Here is a 17,442-nt window from a genome sequence, read left to right as displayed (position 1 = left end):
AAAAAGCCCAGCAATTGCTGGGCTTTGTCGTTAAAGGGAAGGCCGGGTCAGTGCAGCGTCGGCAAGCAGTAATCCAATGCGGAGTCGAGAGACAGGCTGCGCTCTACGAACACCATCCTTCCAGATTCGTCACGGCGATAAATGTGAAAGAACTGCGCTTCCGACTGACGGGCCTGCACGTCATGGTTCTTCGTGCTGCGCATGGCATGAATGTGCAGCTTATTGACAATCATTGTGAAACCCTTTTGCGGCATTGCATTCTCCAGTGAGACCTGCCACGCGGGGGACTCCGCCCCTGTGGGTCGGACCCACAGGGCGGAGGTTGAATATGAGCCACTGGACGGTGGCGGTTAAAGTCAGGCAGCAACGACAGCCTGTTGAGACATCTGGCGAAGCTGGTACTCCGTTCGCCATTGATCGCAAAAGTCCGTGCCACGGACCTTCGGGCGATGCAGGACAACACTGAAACCGACCGCACGTAGCCGCTTTTGCAGCGTCAGTGCGTCGGCCATCCCGGGGGACTTGCCCGTCTTCACGTCGACCTTGTCGAAGTCCGCAAAGATGTGCACCGTGTGGATGCCCAAGCCATCAGGCACCACGAACTTGCTCAACTCCACACGGTTCAGACAGAACCAGGTCGGCACGCGGAACAGCATGTATGCGGCATACGCGCTCTCCAGGCCCTCTGCGACACCGATCTCCCCGTTTCGCGGAGACATCAGGCGAACTGCTCCACCATCGAGCGGCAACGCTGTCAGGTAGTTTCGCTTCGAGGGCAGAATCTCTCCGTCTTTCGAAATGACCGTCGCCTTCTCAGCCTTGTGAGGATCCAACGAGGTCCGGTGGACCGTCGCAATCCTTCCATCTGGTAGCCGATACTCAGCAACGATTGTGGGATACCGCCCTACGATCTCCTTCTCATGCCAGTACTCCTGCGTGGCAAGCCGCAATGCCTGCGGCGGCGGTGCGCATAAGCCAGGAACGCGGGCAGCTAGGTAACGCATGCCATGGTCGCCCGCCGTCAACGGCTTCGAAGAATTGACTTGCTTCATCACGCAGCGCAACAGATCTGCGGGACTCATAGCCTTCTGTCGTGATGGCCGCGGCTTATGGGAGACGACCGGAACGGGGTCAATCGACTGGCCGTTCAGCCGGCACTTCAACTCTAAGTAAGACATGCTGGTGTATCGCCGGACAAGCTCAAGTCCGTCGCCGCCAGCTGGGCTGCCGTCGTTGCACTTGCGGCATACCCAGTCGCCGCGATTCCGCTTGCGGGTGTAAGTGAATCGATCGCGCCCCCCACACATTGGACACGGTCCAGAGCGGCCACGCCAGAAGGCGTCGGTAAGAGCGGACGCTGGAAGGTACTGCGCAACCAGAGCGTCCCATTGGTCGGACGACCAGCCTTTAACAATTTCACTAAGGTCTTTCAGCTTCATGGGATGACTCCAGGTGGAGAAGGTTTGTCGATGCCTGAGACAGGCGAAGGTACGCTTGCTCAAAAGACATCCCGGCAGAAGCCAGAAGGTCTTTTCAGCATCGCGTTCGCGAAGCGAAGGAAGAATGGCCGGGCGGCCTGGAGAAAGTGACTGCTGCTACCGGTGTACCCGGTAGCAGACAGTTAAAACGGGTAGTGCGACGAGCTACACGTCAATACATCGGCGCACCGTCATAGCGGAACGGAATCCCGTCGAGCGCTGCCGGGTGCCGGAACGGGATATCGTCGTCGAAATCCCCGAAGCCACTCGACGGCGGCTGTGCGGGCTGCCGACGCGCCGGCGGCTGGCGCTGCCCCGTTGGGGCCGAACGCTGCGTGCTGTCAGGACTTTGCTGCGAGGCTGCGCGGTCCGTAGCGGGATCGCTATCGCCGTCGTTCGCACCTCCGCGGCTGCCAAGCATCTGCATTTGATCTGCGACGATCTCGGTGCTGTACTTGTCCTGGCCGGACTGATCCAGCCATTTGCGCGTACGAATGCGGCCTTCGATATAGACCGACGAGCCCTTGCGCAGGTACTGGCCAGCAATCTCCGCCAGCTTTCCGAACACCGAGACGCGGTGCCACTCAGTGGCTTCTTTCATCTCGCCACTCTGCTTGTCCTTGTACCGGTCGGTGGTAGCAATGCGGAGATTGGCCACAGCGTCGCCACTGGGCATGTACCGAACTTCCGGGTCAGCGCCGAGGTTGCCTACGAGAATCACCTTGCTTACGGATGCCATGTTGCTTCCTTGTCAATGAATACGGTTCACTTGCCAGACCCAGCGATCCCAAAGCTTCTGTTCGCCGGTAGCAGGGTCCAGAATGGGGCGCCCGGTGCCGTGGTTGAAGGCGGGCACCTTCTCCTTGTGCAAGCGTTTGATGCCTACGCGGTCGCCGATGCTGCAAGCGACATCAGCCAGGGCGTCTTTCAGACCCTCACCTTGCAGCGTCTTCTCGCCGGCACTGGTGTCCAACTTGACAGCGAAGGATGTGTACGTCGCCTTGCCGCCAGGCTTGCGATTCGGGAATTCCATTTCTCCCCACTCGATCAGCGTGCCGACCGTGTAGTTAGACCGGGAGGCATGCCCTTCCTGACGAGCCTCCGCCGACTTGACGGGTGCACGCTGCGGCATCGGATGTTGAGCGTGTCCTGATTGCCGCGACTCGGCCGAGTGCTCCGGGGCTGCAGGCGCTGCCACTGGCTTGCGCTCCTCCGCTTGGCGCATGACGCATTCGGCGACGGACTGCGGCGTCACGCCATCGCCCGCATGCCGCCCGAGCTTGTTCCAGCGCGGAACGACTTCCGGCAGGACCTTGTCGCCGTAGGCCGTATGCTGAATCTGACTATCAAAGACGGCAACGAAGTGAACGACATGGTCGCCTTCATCACGAAACAGGTTCGGTACGCCATTGATCAGGATCTGGTACTCATTGTCCGCGCCAGCGCCCACCGGGACTTCATCCGCGCGCGGCAACGGCGCAGCCGGCTGGCCCATGATGGCGGCAGCGGCTTGCTTGATGACTTGGAACAGTGTCATGGTTTCAAAGAAGAGACCCGCAGCACATGCGCTTCACTCCATCGAGATCGGCTCGCAGGCGGGAATTGTTGAGAATGACGTCTTGCAAGACTTCCGGGCTGACGCCGGAGACTGCACAGACATAGGAATAGGGAAGCGCTCCATCCCAGTATCCGAAGATCCAGCCCAAAGTCATGGAGTACTCCTCCAGTTCCAGTGGCTTGTTCTTGATACGGGCGCGCAGCAGCTCAGTGCAGTCGATCAGCGACTCCGGCATGTTGTCGCCGCGGCGACTGTCGCAGGCCAGGCTGATCAGGGCATCGACCATCCCTTCTCGTACCGACTCGCTCCAAAGCGAAGGGTCCGGTAATGGGTCGACCTTAGGAGGGGGGCGAACGATGGCGGCAGCTTCACCAAAGAAGTCCAGCTGCCATCCCGCTGTCGTTGTTTCCATGATGGTCTCCGGTCAGATACCCGGAGACCCACCTGCCGGCGGGTAACGGGTACCCGTGACAGGTGGAATAGAACCGCCCAGGAGATCTGGGCGGCAAGAAGACTAGGAACGATCGTGCGTTCCCGTACGTCGTATTGGCGTCACCACTGCCGAGCGCTCGTACTTCCGCTCGGAAGGTTCCGCGGGTTGGTCATGCGAAGGCTTCGGCGTGGAGTTGTGCTCCGGCATCGAGACCTTCGGCGCGGCCGGTACAGCCCTGCTCCACTGCAGCGCCTTCTCCTTCAAGTAGAAGAACGCGATTGCGACAACAAACACACCGACGATGAAAGACTGAGACGCCAGATACAGCGCCATGCAAAAGGCGAAGAGCTTGAGCGGGCGCTTGATCAGGTTATTGGCAAAGGATTCCATGGTTTCTCACGAGAAACAGTCAAAGAAATTTCCTGGACGAATGCCAGGCGATTATTCGATGCTCGGAAGAGCAAGGAATCCAATGAGGCGCGCTTGTACGGCAACGCGCTTGCGACATGCCATGCATGTCGAAAGAACGCTGCTCGCGTGCGGAAAGAAATGGAGTCGGGGCGGACCGCCAAGTGGGCCTGTGTAGCCCAAGCGGAATGTCAGTGCAATCTGGCCGCCAAGTCGATGCGTCGAAGACGCTAGAGGTGTCTGCACTCTACACGGCTAGTCAATGCATGACAAGCAGCGCGCTGTTGCATCGGGCCTCGCCTTCGAATCGCTAGTCAAAATCCCGAGCTTTCGCAATTCCGAAAGGAACATGTTCCTTGCATAACTTCCGACAGAGGGGTCCACTTGTCTATACAACCATCCCCATCTGAAGGGGGTGGTACCTTTAATTCGAATGGTGCAAGTCGATAAAAAGCAAAGCGAAGCACTACTGATTCGAACTTGACTTTCGAAAGCGGGCTGTTTTTCCATAGCTTTCGGTTCCGTTAAGCACTCGACATCGGCATATGCTTCCGACCCAAGTTCGCTGCATCCGTTGTCTGCTTGACATGTGCTTCTACCGTGTAAGTTGAAGTGGCTGCCGCGATCACCGGGGCCACAACACCATCCCGTAGGGGCAAACAATGAAGAAGAAAGAAGAAGAAAGTCGCGAATTCAATCTGATCGATCCAAAGTCACCAAACGCTTTGCGCGAACTGGTGACCCAGCAACTGGGTCACTTTATCGACGCCGGCGCCATCGGGCGCATCGTGCAGGCAGCGCAGGAGATCGAGCTCTCCCGGAAACGCATCCTGGCCGAACACACCGCCATCGGGTCTCGGCTATTCCAGATCTACCACTCCATCTTGACGTGCGTGCAAAAGCGATTGGGCGACACGCCGCGCGCCCGCCAGGAAGCCGATGACAGTCTGTACGCCCTCGCCGTCAGGGGCATGCGCATTTCACGCGCCTCTGTAATCAAGTATCTGCAGGCATTTCATCACTTCTCAGAGAACCACGACGCCTTGACGTTTCTGAACCTTGGCGAGCTGACGATCCTCAAGCGTTCGGACATCACCAACGAGGAAGTACAGCGGTTCATCGACGCGCGCAAGAACGATGAATCCTATTCGCGCAAGGAGATCCTCCCCTATATCGAGTGGTCTCGCCGCACGCATCAAGACCTCAATCACGTCATGGCCACGCTGGAAGCCGCGGAAGAGCAACTGAACGAGAGTCTGGAGCGCCAGCGCGATCTCGAAGCCCAGATGCGCCACATGCGCGAGCAAATGAACTCTGCAGACGCGCTTAATGCTGCGCAGAAGGAGCAACTGGATCGCACTTCTGGCGCACTCACGTCCCAGCAGCACGCCATGGACAGCCTGCAGCTCTCCATCACCAGATTGAACGAAGAGCGACAAGCCTTGCAGAAGGCATTGGCCGATTCAAAGATCCGAGAGGTAGTGAGGGAGGTGAAGGTCGAAGTCGTTCCCGCTGAATACAAGGACCTATCCGACGCCGTCATCGGTGAAAGCAGCAGGCTCGACGCCACAAAAGCGCAAGTCAAGGAAGCTGAGCGACGACTGGCGGAGGTCAACGCCGAACTTGACCAACACGAGGCAAAGGAGGCTGACTCAAGAAGCCTGGCGCTGCGCATCGACGGCCTGAAGGCCGATCTCGATGATGCGCTCGCCAAGCTTCGAAGCTCCGTCAAGGCAATCAAGGTAAAGGAACATGGCGCCGCGCTGTTGTCCTTGCGCCGCAGTGCGGAGGCATTCCACAACGAAATGATCGCTATCACTGGAGCTTGACGATGCAATCCACGCTTACCCGTTCCATCTTTGAGCAGTTTGTTCTCCCGGCCTGGGTGCGAGATCGCGTGCTTTCCGCGAATCTCCGGATCAGCAACTACGTCCTGAACACGGTTTCGGTGCATCCGACGCTGGAGAACGTTTTCAGAGTCTCCAGCGAAAACCTTCGGTCGCTTCGTGAAAATATCGGTCAGTCGTCGAAGGTATTGGGGACGCCATTCCTTGCTTACGCACCGACGCTCACGACCGTGGAGGACTGGCATTCGTTCATTGAGGGCAGGATGCCGACGGTCACGATGGAACACCTCAAAGCAATGGTGCCTCACAGCCTATCAGTGGTGGACAGACTGGCGCTCGAGCACACCAACCGTTCGTACATCAATGCTGTGTACGACCTCCTGAACATGTCGGTGTTGGCAGCACCGCTGATCGGCATCTCCAACGAACTGGCGTCGTACCTGCGCTCTGTTCCGCAGCACCAGTTCGACGTGGCCATGACCGAGCGTCTGATACCGCTCTTCCATTGGCGCTTTGCGGACGAGATGTTCTGGCTGGAAATCCACACAGGCCGACTCTCGCGGGAGATGATTGCCCACTACCTGATGGAGACCTCGCCGCTTCGCTCGGACCGCTTGCCCCACTCTGGCGTATGGGGCAAGTTCCGCCTGGAGACGTTCGAACGCGATGCTCTGTTCGAAGCGTTTCTGTCCTTTAGCTGTCGGGCCATGAGCGTTTGTTCGCTGTTCAATACCAGCATTGAGCATACGAGGAAGACTTACCAACGCATACACGGGAAGTCCTCGCCCTCCGGCCAACCTCCTGCTTCGCTGATGTGGTATCTCGAATCCGCGCAACGCCGCGTTCAGGCGACATTCCAGATCTGGCTGTTTCGGTCCGCTATCGCCTGTGACGTCTCGACGCCGGAAAGCTTCGTCGCAATGCTAGACATCCACCGGGCCTTCTTTGCGGACGATTGCAAGGTCCCGGCCGAGCGTTCCCTGCATCTGGCCCGCTCTATGTCGACGAGCGAGGAACTTGCGGTTTGGCCCTGCCGGAAGTGCGGCACACCCTATCTGGCATCGAACTCCTCCGCGAGGATCGAGCTTTCGCAGTCGTTCCTTTGCCCGTGCTGCAACGGGTCGTTGACCCCCTCGCGTGGCGGGCGTCGGAACTAGGCCAATGCGAGACTACTTCGTCATCGCAGCGTGCTGCGCGGGCCCGGTTTGGGCAAATGGCAGCGCGCCACCGCCCGTCCAGTTGCCCGAGGCGCCCGCGGCAGCTTCGCTCAGGATGAACGTCGCCGACCCAACCTACTCCGAAGGCTCTGGACAGCTCGCGCTCTTCACGGGCGTCAACACCTTGCGCCAGAAGCTTGGTGTCGGGCTGCTCGCGCAGGACGCCACGCTCGACACGGCTGCCCAGGCACACGCCGTCTATCTCAGCGCACACAGCGTGGCTCAGCACGATCAAACGGCGGACTCTCAGTATTTCTACGAGGCCACGCCACTGCTGCGCGCGCAGAAGGCCGGAGTCGGGAATTCCCAGTGGGTAGCCGAAGTCGTGGGCGCGGCCAGGAGGCCGTACGACAGAGAGATTGGCCTCGGCTGCGTCGACCAGTGGTATCACACCGTCTATCACCTGCAGTCCCTTGTGACCAACCAGGAATCCATCGGTATTGGGTACAGCAGCACAGGTGCCTTAGGCCTGAACCATTGCGTTCTGGACTTTGGCACGAGCACTGCCACGCAGCCAAGCCCTACTCCCAACGGCGTGCCCTATGGGGGCGGTCAGCAGTTTGACGCTGAAACTTTCGTCACTGTGCCGGCGGACGGCGACATCGGTGTGCAGGGCGGGTTCAATTTCGCCGGCGAGTCGCCAAATCCCGCGCCAGACCTGCTTACACCAGGCCGGCCTCTGATGGTGTACGCCAACGGCGCGCTCGCGGAGGTGCTATCCGTGACGGCTTTCAAACTTGTGGCCAGCAACGGCGCCGAGGTGCCTGCACGCGTATTGGTGTCCCCAGCCGCGAAGGCGGATGGTTCTGTTGGTGTTGCCGACGAGTACCTACGCAACAACGCGGCCTTCCTTCTACCGCTCTCGCCCCTGGCAGACCGCGAGACCTACACGGCTTCATTCTCGGGCACTCGGGCCGGCAAGCCTGTGAGCATTTCATGGACTTTCAAGACTGCAACGCCCACCACCACAGCCTTCCGATAGCCAGCCCCTCCGAGAATGAAGGGGCTGCTCAGACGCGACAACAGGAGATCTAAAATGGAATGGATAACAATTGCGATCGCTTTCGCATTGCCCGCATACCTGGCGTTCAAGTGGGCGAGTCAGGAGGGACGGTGGGCATGGCCATGGGCGCTCGCGTGCATGGTCTTCTCGTACTTTGGCTTGCTCGCATTCGTGCTGACCCGCAAAGGCCTGCCAACGGTGAGCGAGTATGCGCGCAAGTATCCAGCTTGTGTTACCGAGCGAGGCATGTCGTGCTATCGGTGCGGATCTCGAAGCATCCGCCTCTGGCGCGAACAGCCCTTCATCGCAGTGCACCAATGACACATCTGCAACAGCTGCGGAACGTCGCTCTACCGCTCGCGGTGAGGTGCACCGCTTCCGCTCCGCAAGCCGTAAGAATCGTCCGACACCCCTCTTTTCGGGGGTCAATTTCGACTCCTATTTGCCGTCTAGGTGTTGATGATTGGCCGTCCCTTTGCGGGGATCATCCGCCTAATCCTGCAGATCACCGTGATCGGTTGGATTCCGGCAGCTATCTGGTCCGCGTACGCGCTCAGCCAATACAAAATCGACAGAAACATTCAGGCTTCACTCAACAATCGTGCGAACTGATCGCCGATACACGACAAAATCATGAACACCAGGCTCACCCTTTCAATCGCCTCGGCGGTCACACTGCTTGCCCTCACGGGATGCGGAAGCAAACAAGACGCCACCAAAAGTAATTTCAAGGCAGCCATTCAGGACTACTACGACAAGACCAAGGGCGCCTGCGTCATGGCCCCGGCAAAGTCGTTCCCTTTTAAGATCGAAAAAAAGGACGGCTTGCGCTTTATGAGGAATCCCGAGAAGGCGGCGGCCCTTGCCAAGGCTGGCTTGCTGTCCGAGGCGGAAGCAGAGATGCCTAGCCCAAATCCGTGGAACAAGACGCCAATTCCCGCAACTGAGTATGGGCTCACGGAATTGGGAAAAAAATTTCTGATTAAGGGCGCCGGCGGAAATATCGAGAACTGGGACGGCTTCTGTGGTGGCAAGTTTAAGGTCGTCGAAGTCGACAACTTTACCCAGCCCGCAGATATGTTCGGATCCAAGGTTTCCCAGGTGAACTACACCTACGAGATCGTGGATGCTGCCGATTGGACCAAAGTACCCGAGATGCGGGCTGCCTACCCGCAACTCAAGGCGGCGAGCGAAAAGGCAAGCGACAAGACTGTCCTAGTCGCAACGAGCGAAGGATGGATGCACGAACGCCTTTTTAAGTCAGGTGGCAATTAACTTACTCGGTCGACTTGACTTCGCGAAGCGCTCGATAAACTAGAACCAAGCGCTTTAACCGGACGCTCGAATCCAAATCAAAGGAAGAAGAAAAATGAAAAATACCAAATTCGCACTCTCCATCGTATCTGCTGCTGCTCTGCTGACCCTTGCCGCCTGCGGTGGCGGCGGTGGCGACGACGGCGGGTCCAAGCAGGCAAGCCCGCCCCCTACCACGCCGACGACTCCCCAGGAACCAACGTCGGTACCCCCCGCGACAACGGCCAAGGCATCTACCTACCCCGGTGGCGACCTGCGCCTGGCAGCATTCAATGCCCTGAACGACTATCGGATCAAGATGGGCGTTGGCGCATTGAAGCAGGATGCAGCCCTCGATAAGGCCGCAGACAACCACCTCGGGTACCTGAACGCCAACTCGGTCGTCACGCATGAAGAAACGGCCGGCAAGCCGGGCTTCACAGGTGCAAATCCCTATGATCAAGCGCTGGCTGCTGGGGCCTCAAAGAACCAATGGATTGGCCAAGCCGCATATGGCGGCATGATGTCAGCGTGCCTCGGCACATTTAAGAACTCCGTTTATCACCTGCAAGGAATCACGTCAAATCAAGAGTCTGTCGGCCTCGCTGTACGAGATGGCTACTGCGTAATGAACTTCGGTGTAGTTACAGGCGCGCAGGGCGGCGGATACGGCCTCCCGCAATGGGGCGGCCAGCAGATGGCCAGCAACAGTGTTGCCTACTCGCCAGTTGATGGCGAAAACGTTGTAGGATTCTTCAACGCTGCGGGTGAGTCGCCTAGCCCGGCTCCAGACCTACCCAGCGCAGGCCACCCAGTTATGTTCAGAGTACCAGCTCCGAATGCCAATGACGTGCTAACCGTGGCAAGCTTCACGCTGATTGGCAATGGCGGTGCCTCGATCCCCGTGCGGGTGTTGGTTCCGTCGAAGGCGAAGGCCGGTTCCATGACCACCGCGATCGAAGACAGGAATCTGTATGCTGGCGTGGTCTTCATGCTGCCGACGCAACCTCTGGTAGCCGGCACTTATACCGCTACGTTCAGCGGCGCTCGCAATGGCGTGGCAGTCAGCAAGTCGTGGAGCTTCACCGCGTTCTAAGACGCGCTGCAAGTACACACGAAAGCGAGAGGCCCCCTACGGGGTCTCTTTTGAAGTCGCTATTCTGTCTTTCTACCGGCAGACTTCGTTGATGGAGACTCCCATGTTGTTGCCATTGCCCAGTTCGGTCCCAAGGCCTCTGCCGAGGCTGTATCCAGTGGTTGCGATGGCTGCAACGGCGCGAGCGTTAAGAGAGGGCCAATCCCATGTGTCAACCCACATTTCACTCGCGACAATGGCGCCTCCGTAGTAAATCATGTATCCCGTGCCCGAACAGCCGCCATCTGCTGAACAATAGCCCATATCCCCGATATAGATGGCGAAGCGTTTGTATTCATACTGGCATGCCGGCGGGGGCGGCGGCGGCGGAGGCGGTGGCGGCGGCGGCGCGGGAACCCCGCAGTACGGGAGGCCATTGTCGGGATTCTTCATCCATACCTGCCCTGACCGACAGTCGGCGACGGTCATTGGCGCGGCCGGGAATGTGTACAACTGTGCGTCCGCTGCTGAGAACCCGGCAGCGAGAACACATGCCAAAAGAATGCGCTTCATACATTGGTCCTAGTACATGCAGCCTGTCGTGACGGTGCCCAGCAGTTGACCGCCAAGCGCGCCAGTGTCGTTGCCGCTGTACCACGCGGCTGGCGACATGGCGCTGGCTTGCGCGTACCAGTAGGTGCCATAGTCGTTCATCGAGAAATACGTGCCTTGAATGGGCGGCATCACGTAGCCAGTGATATTCACCATTTCCTGCTTGGGTGTGTACATCGCCCAGGCGGTGCCACCAGGACAGTTGTCCTTGCCGAACGTCATGCCGTCCGACACGTTTTCGTACTTCCGCGTGATCGACAAATTCCCCAACGCGTTATTCAAGGCGATAAATCTGTTGCCCTTGCAGACGTAGCCGATGTTCGTTCCACCTGTCGCGATCTGGCCATTGTTTCCGCACCACATACCTTCAAAGACGTTTGCCACCGCAGTACCAACGGGCTGCCAGATTCCGCCGGAGCAGATCACGAAACCAGTGCCTGTGGTGCTTCTACGGGCTGAGGTATCGACGCTGCAGGCCGCGCCGGGGCTGCCGGTATTGGTGAGGTAGGTCTCGCCCCCACTCGTCAGCGACGTGTTTGCGGTTACTCGCCTAGCGTTGTTGACGTCGTTGCCCGCCATATCGATCGACGTCTGCATCTGATTCAGCTCGGGATGGCCCGGAACCTGTACCCGGTACAGATAGCCGTTGTTTGCTTGCGCGCCAGCGAATGCCAGCAACGACGCCAGACGGCCGCTTCCCGGGTTGGTGTAGTTCGCCAGCGGCACCTGCCATGCGCCGTATGCCCCATAGGCCTTGGAGGACACCATCGTTGGATCGCCGTTCTGTCCCGCATAAGGCACGAAGCCGCCCTGCGCACCGGCTTGTGCGGCGATTTGCACCAGCTGGCGCGTGTCCGTGATGGCACGGCCGCCCTGCGATGTGACGAGCGCCTGCAGGTTGTTTGGCGTTGGCTGCAGGACCTGGAGTAGCCAGGTCTGCCCGAAGACGTTCGTCGCTGAGAATCCGGCGGGCAGATAGCCACCATTGACCAGCATCGTCGTCGTGACCGATACCGGCACACTCGCCGTGGCCTGGGCGACCAGCGTTGCAGCTTCGTCCTGCACGAACTGCAGGGCGGCCTTATCAAAAACCAGCATCTGGCTCGCCGCGGCTGCGGTCTGCACGTTCGTGACGCCAGCTTTCGCCCACGTCGCAAAGCCAGCAAGGCTCAGCATCGAGAGCATCAGCGCGATGAGATATCCGAGGATCGCTTCCATGCGTTTCTCAGGTGTTCAGCTGGACCCAGTGGACCAGCGCCCCAATGGGAATGTTCGCCGGCACGCTGTAAGCCATGCCGGTAGCAAGATTGACGGCCATGCCCTGACTGCGGACGCGGAACCACGCCAGGCTGCCTTGGGTGGTGCCGAGCAGCGACCCGCCCGCCCCTGAGGACACGCGCACATACCCGTACACGTCGCGCCCACCGGCGGGGTTGGCCACGGCCATGCAGCCCGCGCCGGCAGGGGTCGTCATGCCCGCCGGCAGCACCGGCAGCACACTCGCCCCGACCAGGCCGGGCGTAGCCCCGGCAGTCGCTATGCAGGCTGCGCCGTAGGCCTGCGCCTGCTGTGCCGTAACAGTCGCGACCGATTCCATGCGCCCGGGAACACCGGCTCCTGGTGCCGCCTGCGACAGCTGCGCAAGCTGGGCCACGACCCCAAGACAGAACAGGACCGTGGCGATCGGCATGATCAGGAAACCCATGACATTTCTCCTGGGGACCTCGACCTCACTGGAAGGTGAGCGTGAAGGTAGCGGTTGCACTGCACGCAGGGCCCGCGGTCGCTTGGTCTGGCAAGGCAGCCTGCGTGAAAGTTGTGGTCCCAACGACCGGCAATACATAGTCCTTGAGGCCATGGGCCGCGCTCACACATTGCTTTAAGGCGGCCGCCCTGCTTGCTTACTGGAAGGTGAGCGCGAAGGCCGCAGTAGCGCTACACGCCGCGCCTGCAGTGGCCTGGTCGGGCATGTTGTTCTGATTGAACGTCGTGGAGCCTACCGTCAGCGTCACGTAGTCCTTCAGGCCAAGAGCCGCGCTCACGCATTGCTTCGCCGTCTGTGCGTTGCCCCCGCCGAAGGTGATGACGCCCTGGGAGCCGTTGTTGGCCGACGACAGCGTGACTGCGTTGCCCCACGGATCGACCAGCGTCGTACCGCGGACCATGTCCGTCGGAAACATCCCGCCGGTGATCATCGCTGGAGCGTTCGCCGTCGTGAAGTTCGTGTAGCCGTTGTTGCCCTGCGAGAACCCGGCACGGGCGTTCGTAATCACCTGCGCAATGTTCGTCGCAACGACGCCGGCCTTGTGACTCTGAAAGCCGTTGTAGCCGGCATAAGCAATGCCTACCAGTGCGAGCAGGCCCAAGACGATGGCGACGATGCGCCCGAGAATTCCATCCATGTGATACCCCTTTTGAGTTTGAAACTGTCGTAGGTTAGAACTGCCCCATCGAGGACGTGAGGATCGATGAGAGAGAGTTGGAGCCGAGTTGCAGCACCACGAAGGCCAGGAACATCAGGCCGGTGAAGACTGCTGACATCACCATCCCTTTCGCAAGCAGCTGCCGCTCGATGACCTCAGCGTTTTGCCGCACGGCCACCGTGATCTTCTCCGTGAAGTCGTCGAAGCCCGCATACGCGCCGATTTCGTCGATCAGGTCCAAAGACGGAAAACCGTTCCCGGTCTGCCGCATGGCTTCCGCCAGGTCCAGGCCATCGGCCAGCCCGAGCCGAATCGGCCGCAGGCGAGACGCCAGCCACGGCGATGCCGAGCCGATCTGTCCCTCCAGCGCGGCGATATCAGGAACGTTCGCCCGCAGCAGCGCGACAAACGACATCAACCAGGTGAACCCGGTGATCTCCCGGTATGCGGTGAAGGGGAACACGTGCTGGTCACAGAACCGCCTGCCCCGGCCGGTCCATCTGGACAGTGCCCACCAGCTCCATAGGGCATACGCGCCCAACCCTCCGAAGATCACTGGCGCCGGCCACCCTACCGCCAGCTGCCCCATCCAGTACATCGCATAGGCCCAGTCCGTCCACTTTTCGAGCGGGAGGACGTCGAGGAACTGCGGCACGATGTAGGCACCGATCAGCAGCAAGACCACATAGAGCGTCATGAGGTACACCGCGGGCGCAAAGAAGCTCGCCTGCAGTTTCTGGCGAAGGCGCGTCGTCAGGTCCCGGACGTCCAGGACAAGCCGCATCGCGTCCGACAATTGCCCTGCCTTCTCGCCCGCGTCCAGCACGCTTCGCTCAAGGTCGCTGAGGCTCGTACCCATTGCCGCCATCAGGGTCTTGCCGTCGCGGACCTGGCGACCGACCTCGTGTGCAGCGTCTGCTGCGCGCTTGCGTCCGCGCCTGGCCTGCCGCTCCCGAAAGTCCTCCAGAATCTGGGCGAGGGTCAGCCCATTCTCCAACTGGTTGGATGCCTGCTGATACAGGCGTCGCCGCATTGCCCATGACAGTCCGCTCACGATTCCTCCCGCATTGGAATTGCGTCAACACTACGCTCGGCGTCCACCGGATCAAGCCGGCCGGTCAGGACGAGATCCATCGCATGGGCAATCATCGGCTTGTCGGAGCCGGGCCGCGCCCGGTGGTTCCGCCTCGCGACCAACACGCCGTGCTCAATGCAGTCCTGCATCAGCGCCTCACTGGCCACCACAACCTCAGCCACCGCCTGTTGGCCAATGATCGCCTCGCCATGGCAGTGATCGCAGCCAGCCCCACGGACTCGCACGGCAGACGTATCTCCCCACGAACGCACCGCGCGCAGCATGTAGTCCGGCAGATTTGCCTGCGCACTTTCGAGTGGAACGGCGCATTCGGGACAGAGCAGCGGAACAATCCGCTGTGCAATCAGACCGATAATCTGGTTGTGATTGCAGATGACTTCCATCGCCAGTCGCACGTGATCCAACATCGCCAGGCGCGAAAAGGTTTCAAAGGGATCGGTGACGTGAAGGGTGGTCGCCACCAAATGACCCGTGGCAGCGGCCTGCAGTGTGGCGATGGCCTCCTCTACACCCCGGATTTCACCGAGCAGGATGACATCCGGGTCCATCCGCAGCGTCATGCGCAGCATCTCGGGAAATCGTTCGCTTTCCGTAACAAGCTGGATCGCCCAGTCCATCGGATACTCGGTCGGGTTCTCGATGGTGATAAGGCGCTTCTGGGGGAATAGCCGCGCTTGATGGCGGGTGCACTCAAAGAGCGTCGTCGTCTTGCCGCTGCCGGTCGGACCCGTCACGACGATCACGCCCATGGGACGACGCAGCAGTTGCGAGACGAGCTCCACCTGGAGCGGCGTGTATCCCATCTGACCAAGCTTGAACGCGCTGGCCGAGGCCTCGGGGATGCGCAAGTCCAGACGTTTCGCCGCCTCGATGGCGTCAGCCTTGCGGGCTCCCTCGTGGTGCTCACGATATTGCAGCCGCGCCACGAGAAAGCCGCCGCCGCTCTCTACCGGGTAAGCGGGTCCGCGCACAATCCGCACGCTCGAAATGCCAGTGCCCGGCAGCGCGTCGCCCGCGATCTGGGCGTCCTGCACGTCCAGCGGGTTGTAGGTGGCCGCCTTCACAGTGGCCAAGCCGGTGTACATGGCGCGAATCAGGCGTTCCCCTTCCTCCCGGCGCATCGACAAGGCCGAGATCGTGCGCAGGTCGCCCTTGATCCGTACCTGAATCTCGGTATGGTGCTCGCGGACCAGAATGTGAATGTCGGAGGCGATCAGGACAGCGCAATCCGCGATCAGCCGCCGCGCCAAGCTCAAGGTCTGCAGGTCAGTATCCAGCTGCTGGCCGGAGCCGCGCTGCTGTCGCAGCACGGCCAGCTCCTGCGCGGACACCTTGCGCAATTGCGGGGCTGCGCCGCTGCGCCGCAGTTTGACCTCCCACGTCAGAAGCCGCGGGGTGCCGAAGTGCCGCGCATCCACATAGACTTCACAAGCGTGCACCGCCAGCACTTCCTGAACGTTGTCATCGGTCAGGCCAAGCCCTTTGGCAAGATCCTCGACGTAGAGCCCGCTTTCCGACGCGCGCTGACGCAGCGCCGCCGCTTGCTCCGCCGTCAAGTGGCCCAGGTTACAGGCAACACGGTCGAAGGTTGCGGGCAGACTGCGTGGATACAGGACATGCGGATCCAGGACATCCGGCGGCGGTGGCAACTTCAGCACATCCGTCTTCACCGATGGCTCGGCCCGCATGGGGAATCCCATGCCGGTTGCCGACTCTTTGCGTGGACTGCGCCACAGGCGCGTAATAGTCGCGAGCATCATCAATTCCTCGCGGGCAGCGACGCGCTGTCCCGCATTGCGTACAGCTTCCCGGTTCCCTTCCATGCCTGGGCGGCCGCTTCATAGCTGACTTCCGTCAGGCGCAAGCCGGCCACAGCGTCCACGCCCTCACCGGCGCCCAGCCATGGCGGTGCGCCGAAGCCGATGTCCGCCGACATTGCCAGCCACGGGTCAGCCGGGGACTTTCCGTCTGCAGGGAGCAGCGCGGGCGGCATGGTCAGTTGCAAGCTCAAGCCGTTGCCCTGCGCATACGTCCACATCGACCGCTGCGCCACGGAAGGCGCGTTGACCGCGCGCGAGGATGGCAGGAAGACAGCCGGCGCATGCGCCGTGGCGTTCGCCTGATTGCCGTCCGCCGAAAGCACGCCTGGGGCATTGGCAGCCACCCCGCCATCCCGCTTCCAGCCGGTCTCGATCGTCAGGGTCGTCGTGGTAGCAGGCTTGCACCGCCAGCTGGCGAGCGTCCACCCGGCGTCCGCCAGGGCCTGCCGGTCCCACGCCCGCCGGCACGCCTGCAGGAAGGCCGTCGGCGCAGCCTCTGCCACCCAAGGCAACGCCTGTTGCCGGGCAGCTTCATTGGCGCGCTGCGCGGCGACGATCGCACGCTGGCGCATCAGCTGCGCCTCGCGCTCGGCCTCCTGTTTCTGGTCATACCAGTACCACCCACCGGCGAGAACGGCCGCCACGCCAGCGACTGCAGCTACCGGATAGGCGGCCGATTTCCATGGGCCGGACTGGACATCTCGCAGTACCGACACACCCTTCGAAGCGCGCGCCATGCTCGCGAGATCGCGCAGCGTGCCCTCGACTTCCGTCCAGTCCCCCAAGGCACGATGCCGCTCGCGGAGCGTAGTCAACTCTTCCAGCGAGCCAACCCGATCACCACCCGCAATGACGGCGTGTCCTTGCCGGACCGCGATGTACCAGTAGCGGCTTCCGTGCAGGTGAAAGAGCCCCATCCATGGCTGACGGTGCTGGCCGGCCACAATGGCGGCCAGCGGCTTCAATGCGGCCGGCTTCGCGCCGGCGATGGCTTCGCAGAAGCCACTCTGGACGGCACCTTCCGCGCTTTGATGCACCACGCCCCAACGCACGTTGCGGCCCAGCTCCAGCGCTTTCGCTCGCAGGGCGCTCCTGCGCGGCTGCTCCTCTTCGTGTTGCCAGGACAGCCCGATGGCGAAGCCGCCTTTCAGCCCGGGGAATGACAGGATCTCCGCCATG

19 protein-coding genes are annotated in these 17,442 nt (G+C 60.8%); 6 read left to right on the top strand and 13 right to left on the bottom strand.

Going from position 1 to position 17,442, the window contains the following annotated elements:
* Window positions 1–47: 47 nt before the first annotated feature.
* From AC5WJ1_RS30550 to AC5WJ1_RS30525, 6 genes are all read right to left on the bottom strand, one after another.
* Entirely contained in the window at window positions 48–254 is a 207-nt protein-coding gene (locus tag AC5WJ1_RS30550; protein ID WP_494477188.1) for a hypothetical protein, read from the bottom strand.
* A 102-nt stretch (window positions 255–356) separates the two neighbouring features.
* A complete protein-coding gene (locus AC5WJ1_RS30545; RefSeq protein WP_494477405.1) occupies window positions 357–1,433 on the bottom strand; it encodes a primase-helicase zinc-binding domain-containing protein in 1,077 nt (358 codons plus the stop codon).
* Window positions 1,434–1,650: 217 nt separating this feature from the next.
* Window positions 1,651–2,217 (bottom strand): single-stranded DNA-binding protein, encoded by a 567-nt coding sequence (locus AC5WJ1_RS30540; protein WP_494477187.1) that lies wholly within the window; start codon window positions 2,215–2,217, stop codon window positions 1,651–1,653.
* 12 nt (window positions 2,218–2,229) lie between these two features.
* Window positions 2,230–3,015, bottom strand: coding sequence for a hypothetical protein (locus AC5WJ1_RS30535; protein WP_494477186.1), 786 nt, complete (start codon window positions 3,013–3,015; stop codon window positions 2,230–2,232).
* A gap of 4 nt (window positions 3,016–3,019) precedes the next feature.
* Entirely contained in the window at window positions 3,020–3,448 is a 429-nt protein-coding gene (locus AC5WJ1_RS30530; protein WP_494477185.1) for a hypothetical protein, read from the bottom strand.
* Between the two features lie 102 nt (window positions 3,449–3,550).
* Window positions 3,551–3,859: a hypothetical protein gene (locus AC5WJ1_RS30525; protein WP_494477184.1), complete on the bottom strand. Its 309-nt coding sequence runs from the start codon at window positions 3,857–3,859 to the stop codon at window positions 3,551–3,553.
* Window positions 3,860–4,539: 680 nt separating this feature from the next.
* Between AC5WJ1_RS30525 and AC5WJ1_RS30520 the strand changes: the two genes are divergently transcribed.
* The 6 genes from AC5WJ1_RS30520 to AC5WJ1_RS30495 all read left to right on the top strand — a co-directional run bounded on the left by AC5WJ1_RS30520 (window position 4,540) and on the right by AC5WJ1_RS30495 (window position 10,333).
* A complete protein-coding gene (locus AC5WJ1_RS30520) occupies window positions 4,540–5,706 on the top strand; it encodes a hypothetical protein (RefSeq protein ID WP_494477183.1) in 1,167 nt (388 codons plus the stop codon).
* A 2-nt stretch (window positions 5,707–5,708) separates the two neighbouring features.
* The gene (locus AC5WJ1_RS30515) at window positions 5,709–6,881 is read left to right on the top strand and encodes a FlhC family transcriptional regulator (RefSeq protein ID WP_494477182.1); all 1,173 of its coding nucleotides are present in this window, start codon (window positions 5,709–5,711) and stop codon (window positions 6,879–6,881) included.
* Window positions 6,882–6,885: 4 nt separating this feature from the next.
* A complete protein-coding gene (locus AC5WJ1_RS30510; RefSeq protein ID WP_494477181.1) occupies window positions 6,886–7,923 on the top strand; it encodes a CAP domain-containing protein in 1,038 nt (345 codons plus the stop codon).
* A gap of 480 nt (window positions 7,924–8,403) precedes the next feature.
* Window positions 8,404–8,556 (top strand): YqaE/Pmp3 family membrane protein, encoded by a 153-nt coding sequence (locus AC5WJ1_RS30505; protein ID WP_494477180.1) that lies wholly within the window; start codon window positions 8,404–8,406, stop codon window positions 8,554–8,556.
* Window positions 8,557–8,577: 21 nt separating this feature from the next.
* Window positions 8,578–9,219: a hypothetical protein gene (locus AC5WJ1_RS30500; protein WP_494477179.1), complete on the top strand. Its 642-nt coding sequence runs from the start codon at window positions 8,578–8,580 to the stop codon at window positions 9,217–9,219.
* A 94-nt stretch (window positions 9,220–9,313) separates the two neighbouring features.
* A complete protein-coding gene (locus tag AC5WJ1_RS30495; RefSeq protein ID WP_494477178.1) occupies window positions 9,314–10,333 on the top strand; it encodes a CAP domain-containing protein in 1,020 nt (339 codons plus the stop codon).
* A gap of 72 nt (window positions 10,334–10,405) precedes the next feature.
* Here the strand turns inward: AC5WJ1_RS30495 and AC5WJ1_RS30490 are convergent, their stop codons facing one another.
* The 7 genes from AC5WJ1_RS30490 to pilO2 form a co-directional block, all read right to left on the bottom strand.
* Window positions 10,406–10,885, bottom strand: a complete 480-nt coding sequence (locus AC5WJ1_RS30490; RefSeq protein ID WP_494477177.1) for a hypothetical protein — start codon at window positions 10,883–10,885, stop codon at window positions 10,406–10,408.
* Between the two features lie 9 nt (window positions 10,886–10,894).
* A complete protein-coding gene (pilV, locus tag AC5WJ1_RS30485; RefSeq protein WP_494477176.1) occupies window positions 10,895–12,142 on the bottom strand; it encodes a shufflon system plasmid conjugative transfer pilus tip adhesin PilV in 1,248 nt (415 codons plus the stop codon).
* A gap of 7 nt (window positions 12,143–12,149) precedes the next feature.
* Window positions 12,150–12,629, bottom strand: a complete 480-nt coding sequence (locus AC5WJ1_RS30480; RefSeq protein WP_494477175.1) for a hypothetical protein — start codon at window positions 12,627–12,629, stop codon at window positions 12,150–12,152.
* A gap of 196 nt (window positions 12,630–12,825) precedes the next feature.
* A complete protein-coding gene (locus AC5WJ1_RS30475; RefSeq protein ID WP_494477174.1) occupies window positions 12,826–13,326 on the bottom strand; it encodes a type 4 pilus major pilin in 501 nt (166 codons plus the stop codon).
* A gap of 34 nt (window positions 13,327–13,360) precedes the next feature.
* Window positions 13,361–14,401, bottom strand: a complete 1,041-nt coding sequence (locus AC5WJ1_RS30470) for a type II secretion system F family protein (RefSeq protein WP_494477173.1) — start codon at window positions 14,399–14,401, stop codon at window positions 13,361–13,363.
* On the bottom strand, window positions 14,398–16,203 hold the full coding sequence (locus AC5WJ1_RS30465) for a GspE/PulE family protein (RefSeq protein WP_494477172.1): 1,806 nt from the start codon (window positions 16,201–16,203) through the stop codon (window positions 14,398–14,400). The genes AC5WJ1_RS30470 and AC5WJ1_RS30465 overlap by 4 nt, the downstream gene beginning before the upstream one ends.
* Complete coding sequence (gene pilO2, locus AC5WJ1_RS30460) at window positions 16,203–17,441, bottom strand: type 4b pilus protein PilO2 (RefSeq protein WP_494477171.1); 1,239 nt, start codon at window positions 17,439–17,441, stop codon at window positions 16,203–16,205. The genes AC5WJ1_RS30465 and pilO2 overlap by 1 nt, the downstream gene beginning before the upstream one ends.
* Window position 17,442 lies beyond the last annotated feature (1 nt).

Source organism: Cupriavidus sp. MEYA8 (assembly GCF_059278825.1).
The sequence above is the reverse complement of the archived record's forward strand: the minus strand, read 5'-3'. Positions and strand labels throughout refer to the sequence as shown.

What these genes read in the sequence shown, in the direction of transcription:
- AC5WJ1_RS30490 (WP_494477177.1), bottom strand. Translation starts at nt 10,885, where the DNA reads ATGAAGCGCATTCTTTTGGCATGTGTTCTCGCTGCCGGGTTCTCAGCA.
- AC5WJ1_RS30475 (WP_494477174.1), bottom strand. Translation starts at nt 13,326, where the DNA reads ATGGATGGAATTCTCGGGCGCATCGTCGCCATCGTCTTGGGCCTGCTC.
- AC5WJ1_RS30530 (WP_494477185.1), bottom strand. Translation starts at nt 3,448, where the DNA reads ATGGAAACAACGACAGCGGGATGGCAGCTGGACTTCTTTGGTGAAGCT.
- AC5WJ1_RS30535 (WP_494477186.1), bottom strand. Translation starts at nt 3,015, where the DNA reads ATGACACTGTTCCAAGTCATCAAGCAAGCCGCTGCCGCCATCATGGGC.
- AC5WJ1_RS30550 (WP_494477188.1), bottom strand. Translation starts at nt 254, where the DNA reads ATGCCGCAAAAGGGTTTCACAATGATTGTCAATAAGCTGCACATTCAT.
- AC5WJ1_RS30505 (WP_494477180.1), top strand. Translation starts at nt 8,404, where the DNA reads ATGATTGGCCGTCCCTTTGCGGGGATCATCCGCCTAATCCTGCAGATC.
- AC5WJ1_RS30500 (WP_494477179.1), top strand. Translation starts at nt 8,578, where the DNA reads ATGAACACCAGGCTCACCCTTTCAATCGCCTCGGCGGTCACACTGCTT.
- AC5WJ1_RS30510 (WP_494477181.1), top strand. Translation starts at nt 6,886, where the DNA reads ATGCGAGACTACTTCGTCATCGCAGCGTGCTGCGCGGGCCCGGTTTGG.
- pilV (WP_494477176.1), bottom strand. Translation starts at nt 12,142, where the DNA reads ATGGAAGCGATCCTCGGATATCTCATCGCGCTGATGCTCTCGATGCTG.
- AC5WJ1_RS30480 (WP_494477175.1), bottom strand. Translation starts at nt 12,629, where the DNA reads ATGGGTTTCCTGATCATGCCGATCGCCACGGTCCTGTTCTGTCTTGGG.
- AC5WJ1_RS30540 (WP_494477187.1), bottom strand. Translation starts at nt 2,217, where the DNA reads ATGGCATCCGTAAGCAAGGTGATTCTCGTAGGCAACCTCGGCGCTGAC.
- AC5WJ1_RS30525 (WP_494477184.1), bottom strand. Translation starts at nt 3,859, where the DNA reads ATGGAATCCTTTGCCAATAACCTGATCAAGCGCCCGCTCAAGCTCTTC.
- pilO2 (WP_494477171.1), bottom strand. Translation starts at nt 17,441, where the DNA reads ATGGCGGAGATCCTGTCATTCCCCGGGCTGAAAGGCGGCTTCGCCATC.
- AC5WJ1_RS30515 (WP_494477182.1), top strand. Translation starts at nt 5,709, where the DNA reads ATGCAATCCACGCTTACCCGTTCCATCTTTGAGCAGTTTGTTCTCCCG.
- AC5WJ1_RS30465 (WP_494477172.1), bottom strand. Translation starts at nt 16,203, where the DNA reads ATGATGCTCGCGACTATTACGCGCCTGTGGCGCAGTCCACGCAAAGAG.
- AC5WJ1_RS30520 (WP_494477183.1), top strand. Translation starts at nt 4,540, where the DNA reads ATGAAGAAGAAAGAAGAAGAAAGTCGCGAATTCAATCTGATCGATCCA.
- AC5WJ1_RS30495 (WP_494477178.1), top strand. Translation starts at nt 9,314, where the DNA reads ATGAAAAATACCAAATTCGCACTCTCCATCGTATCTGCTGCTGCTCTG.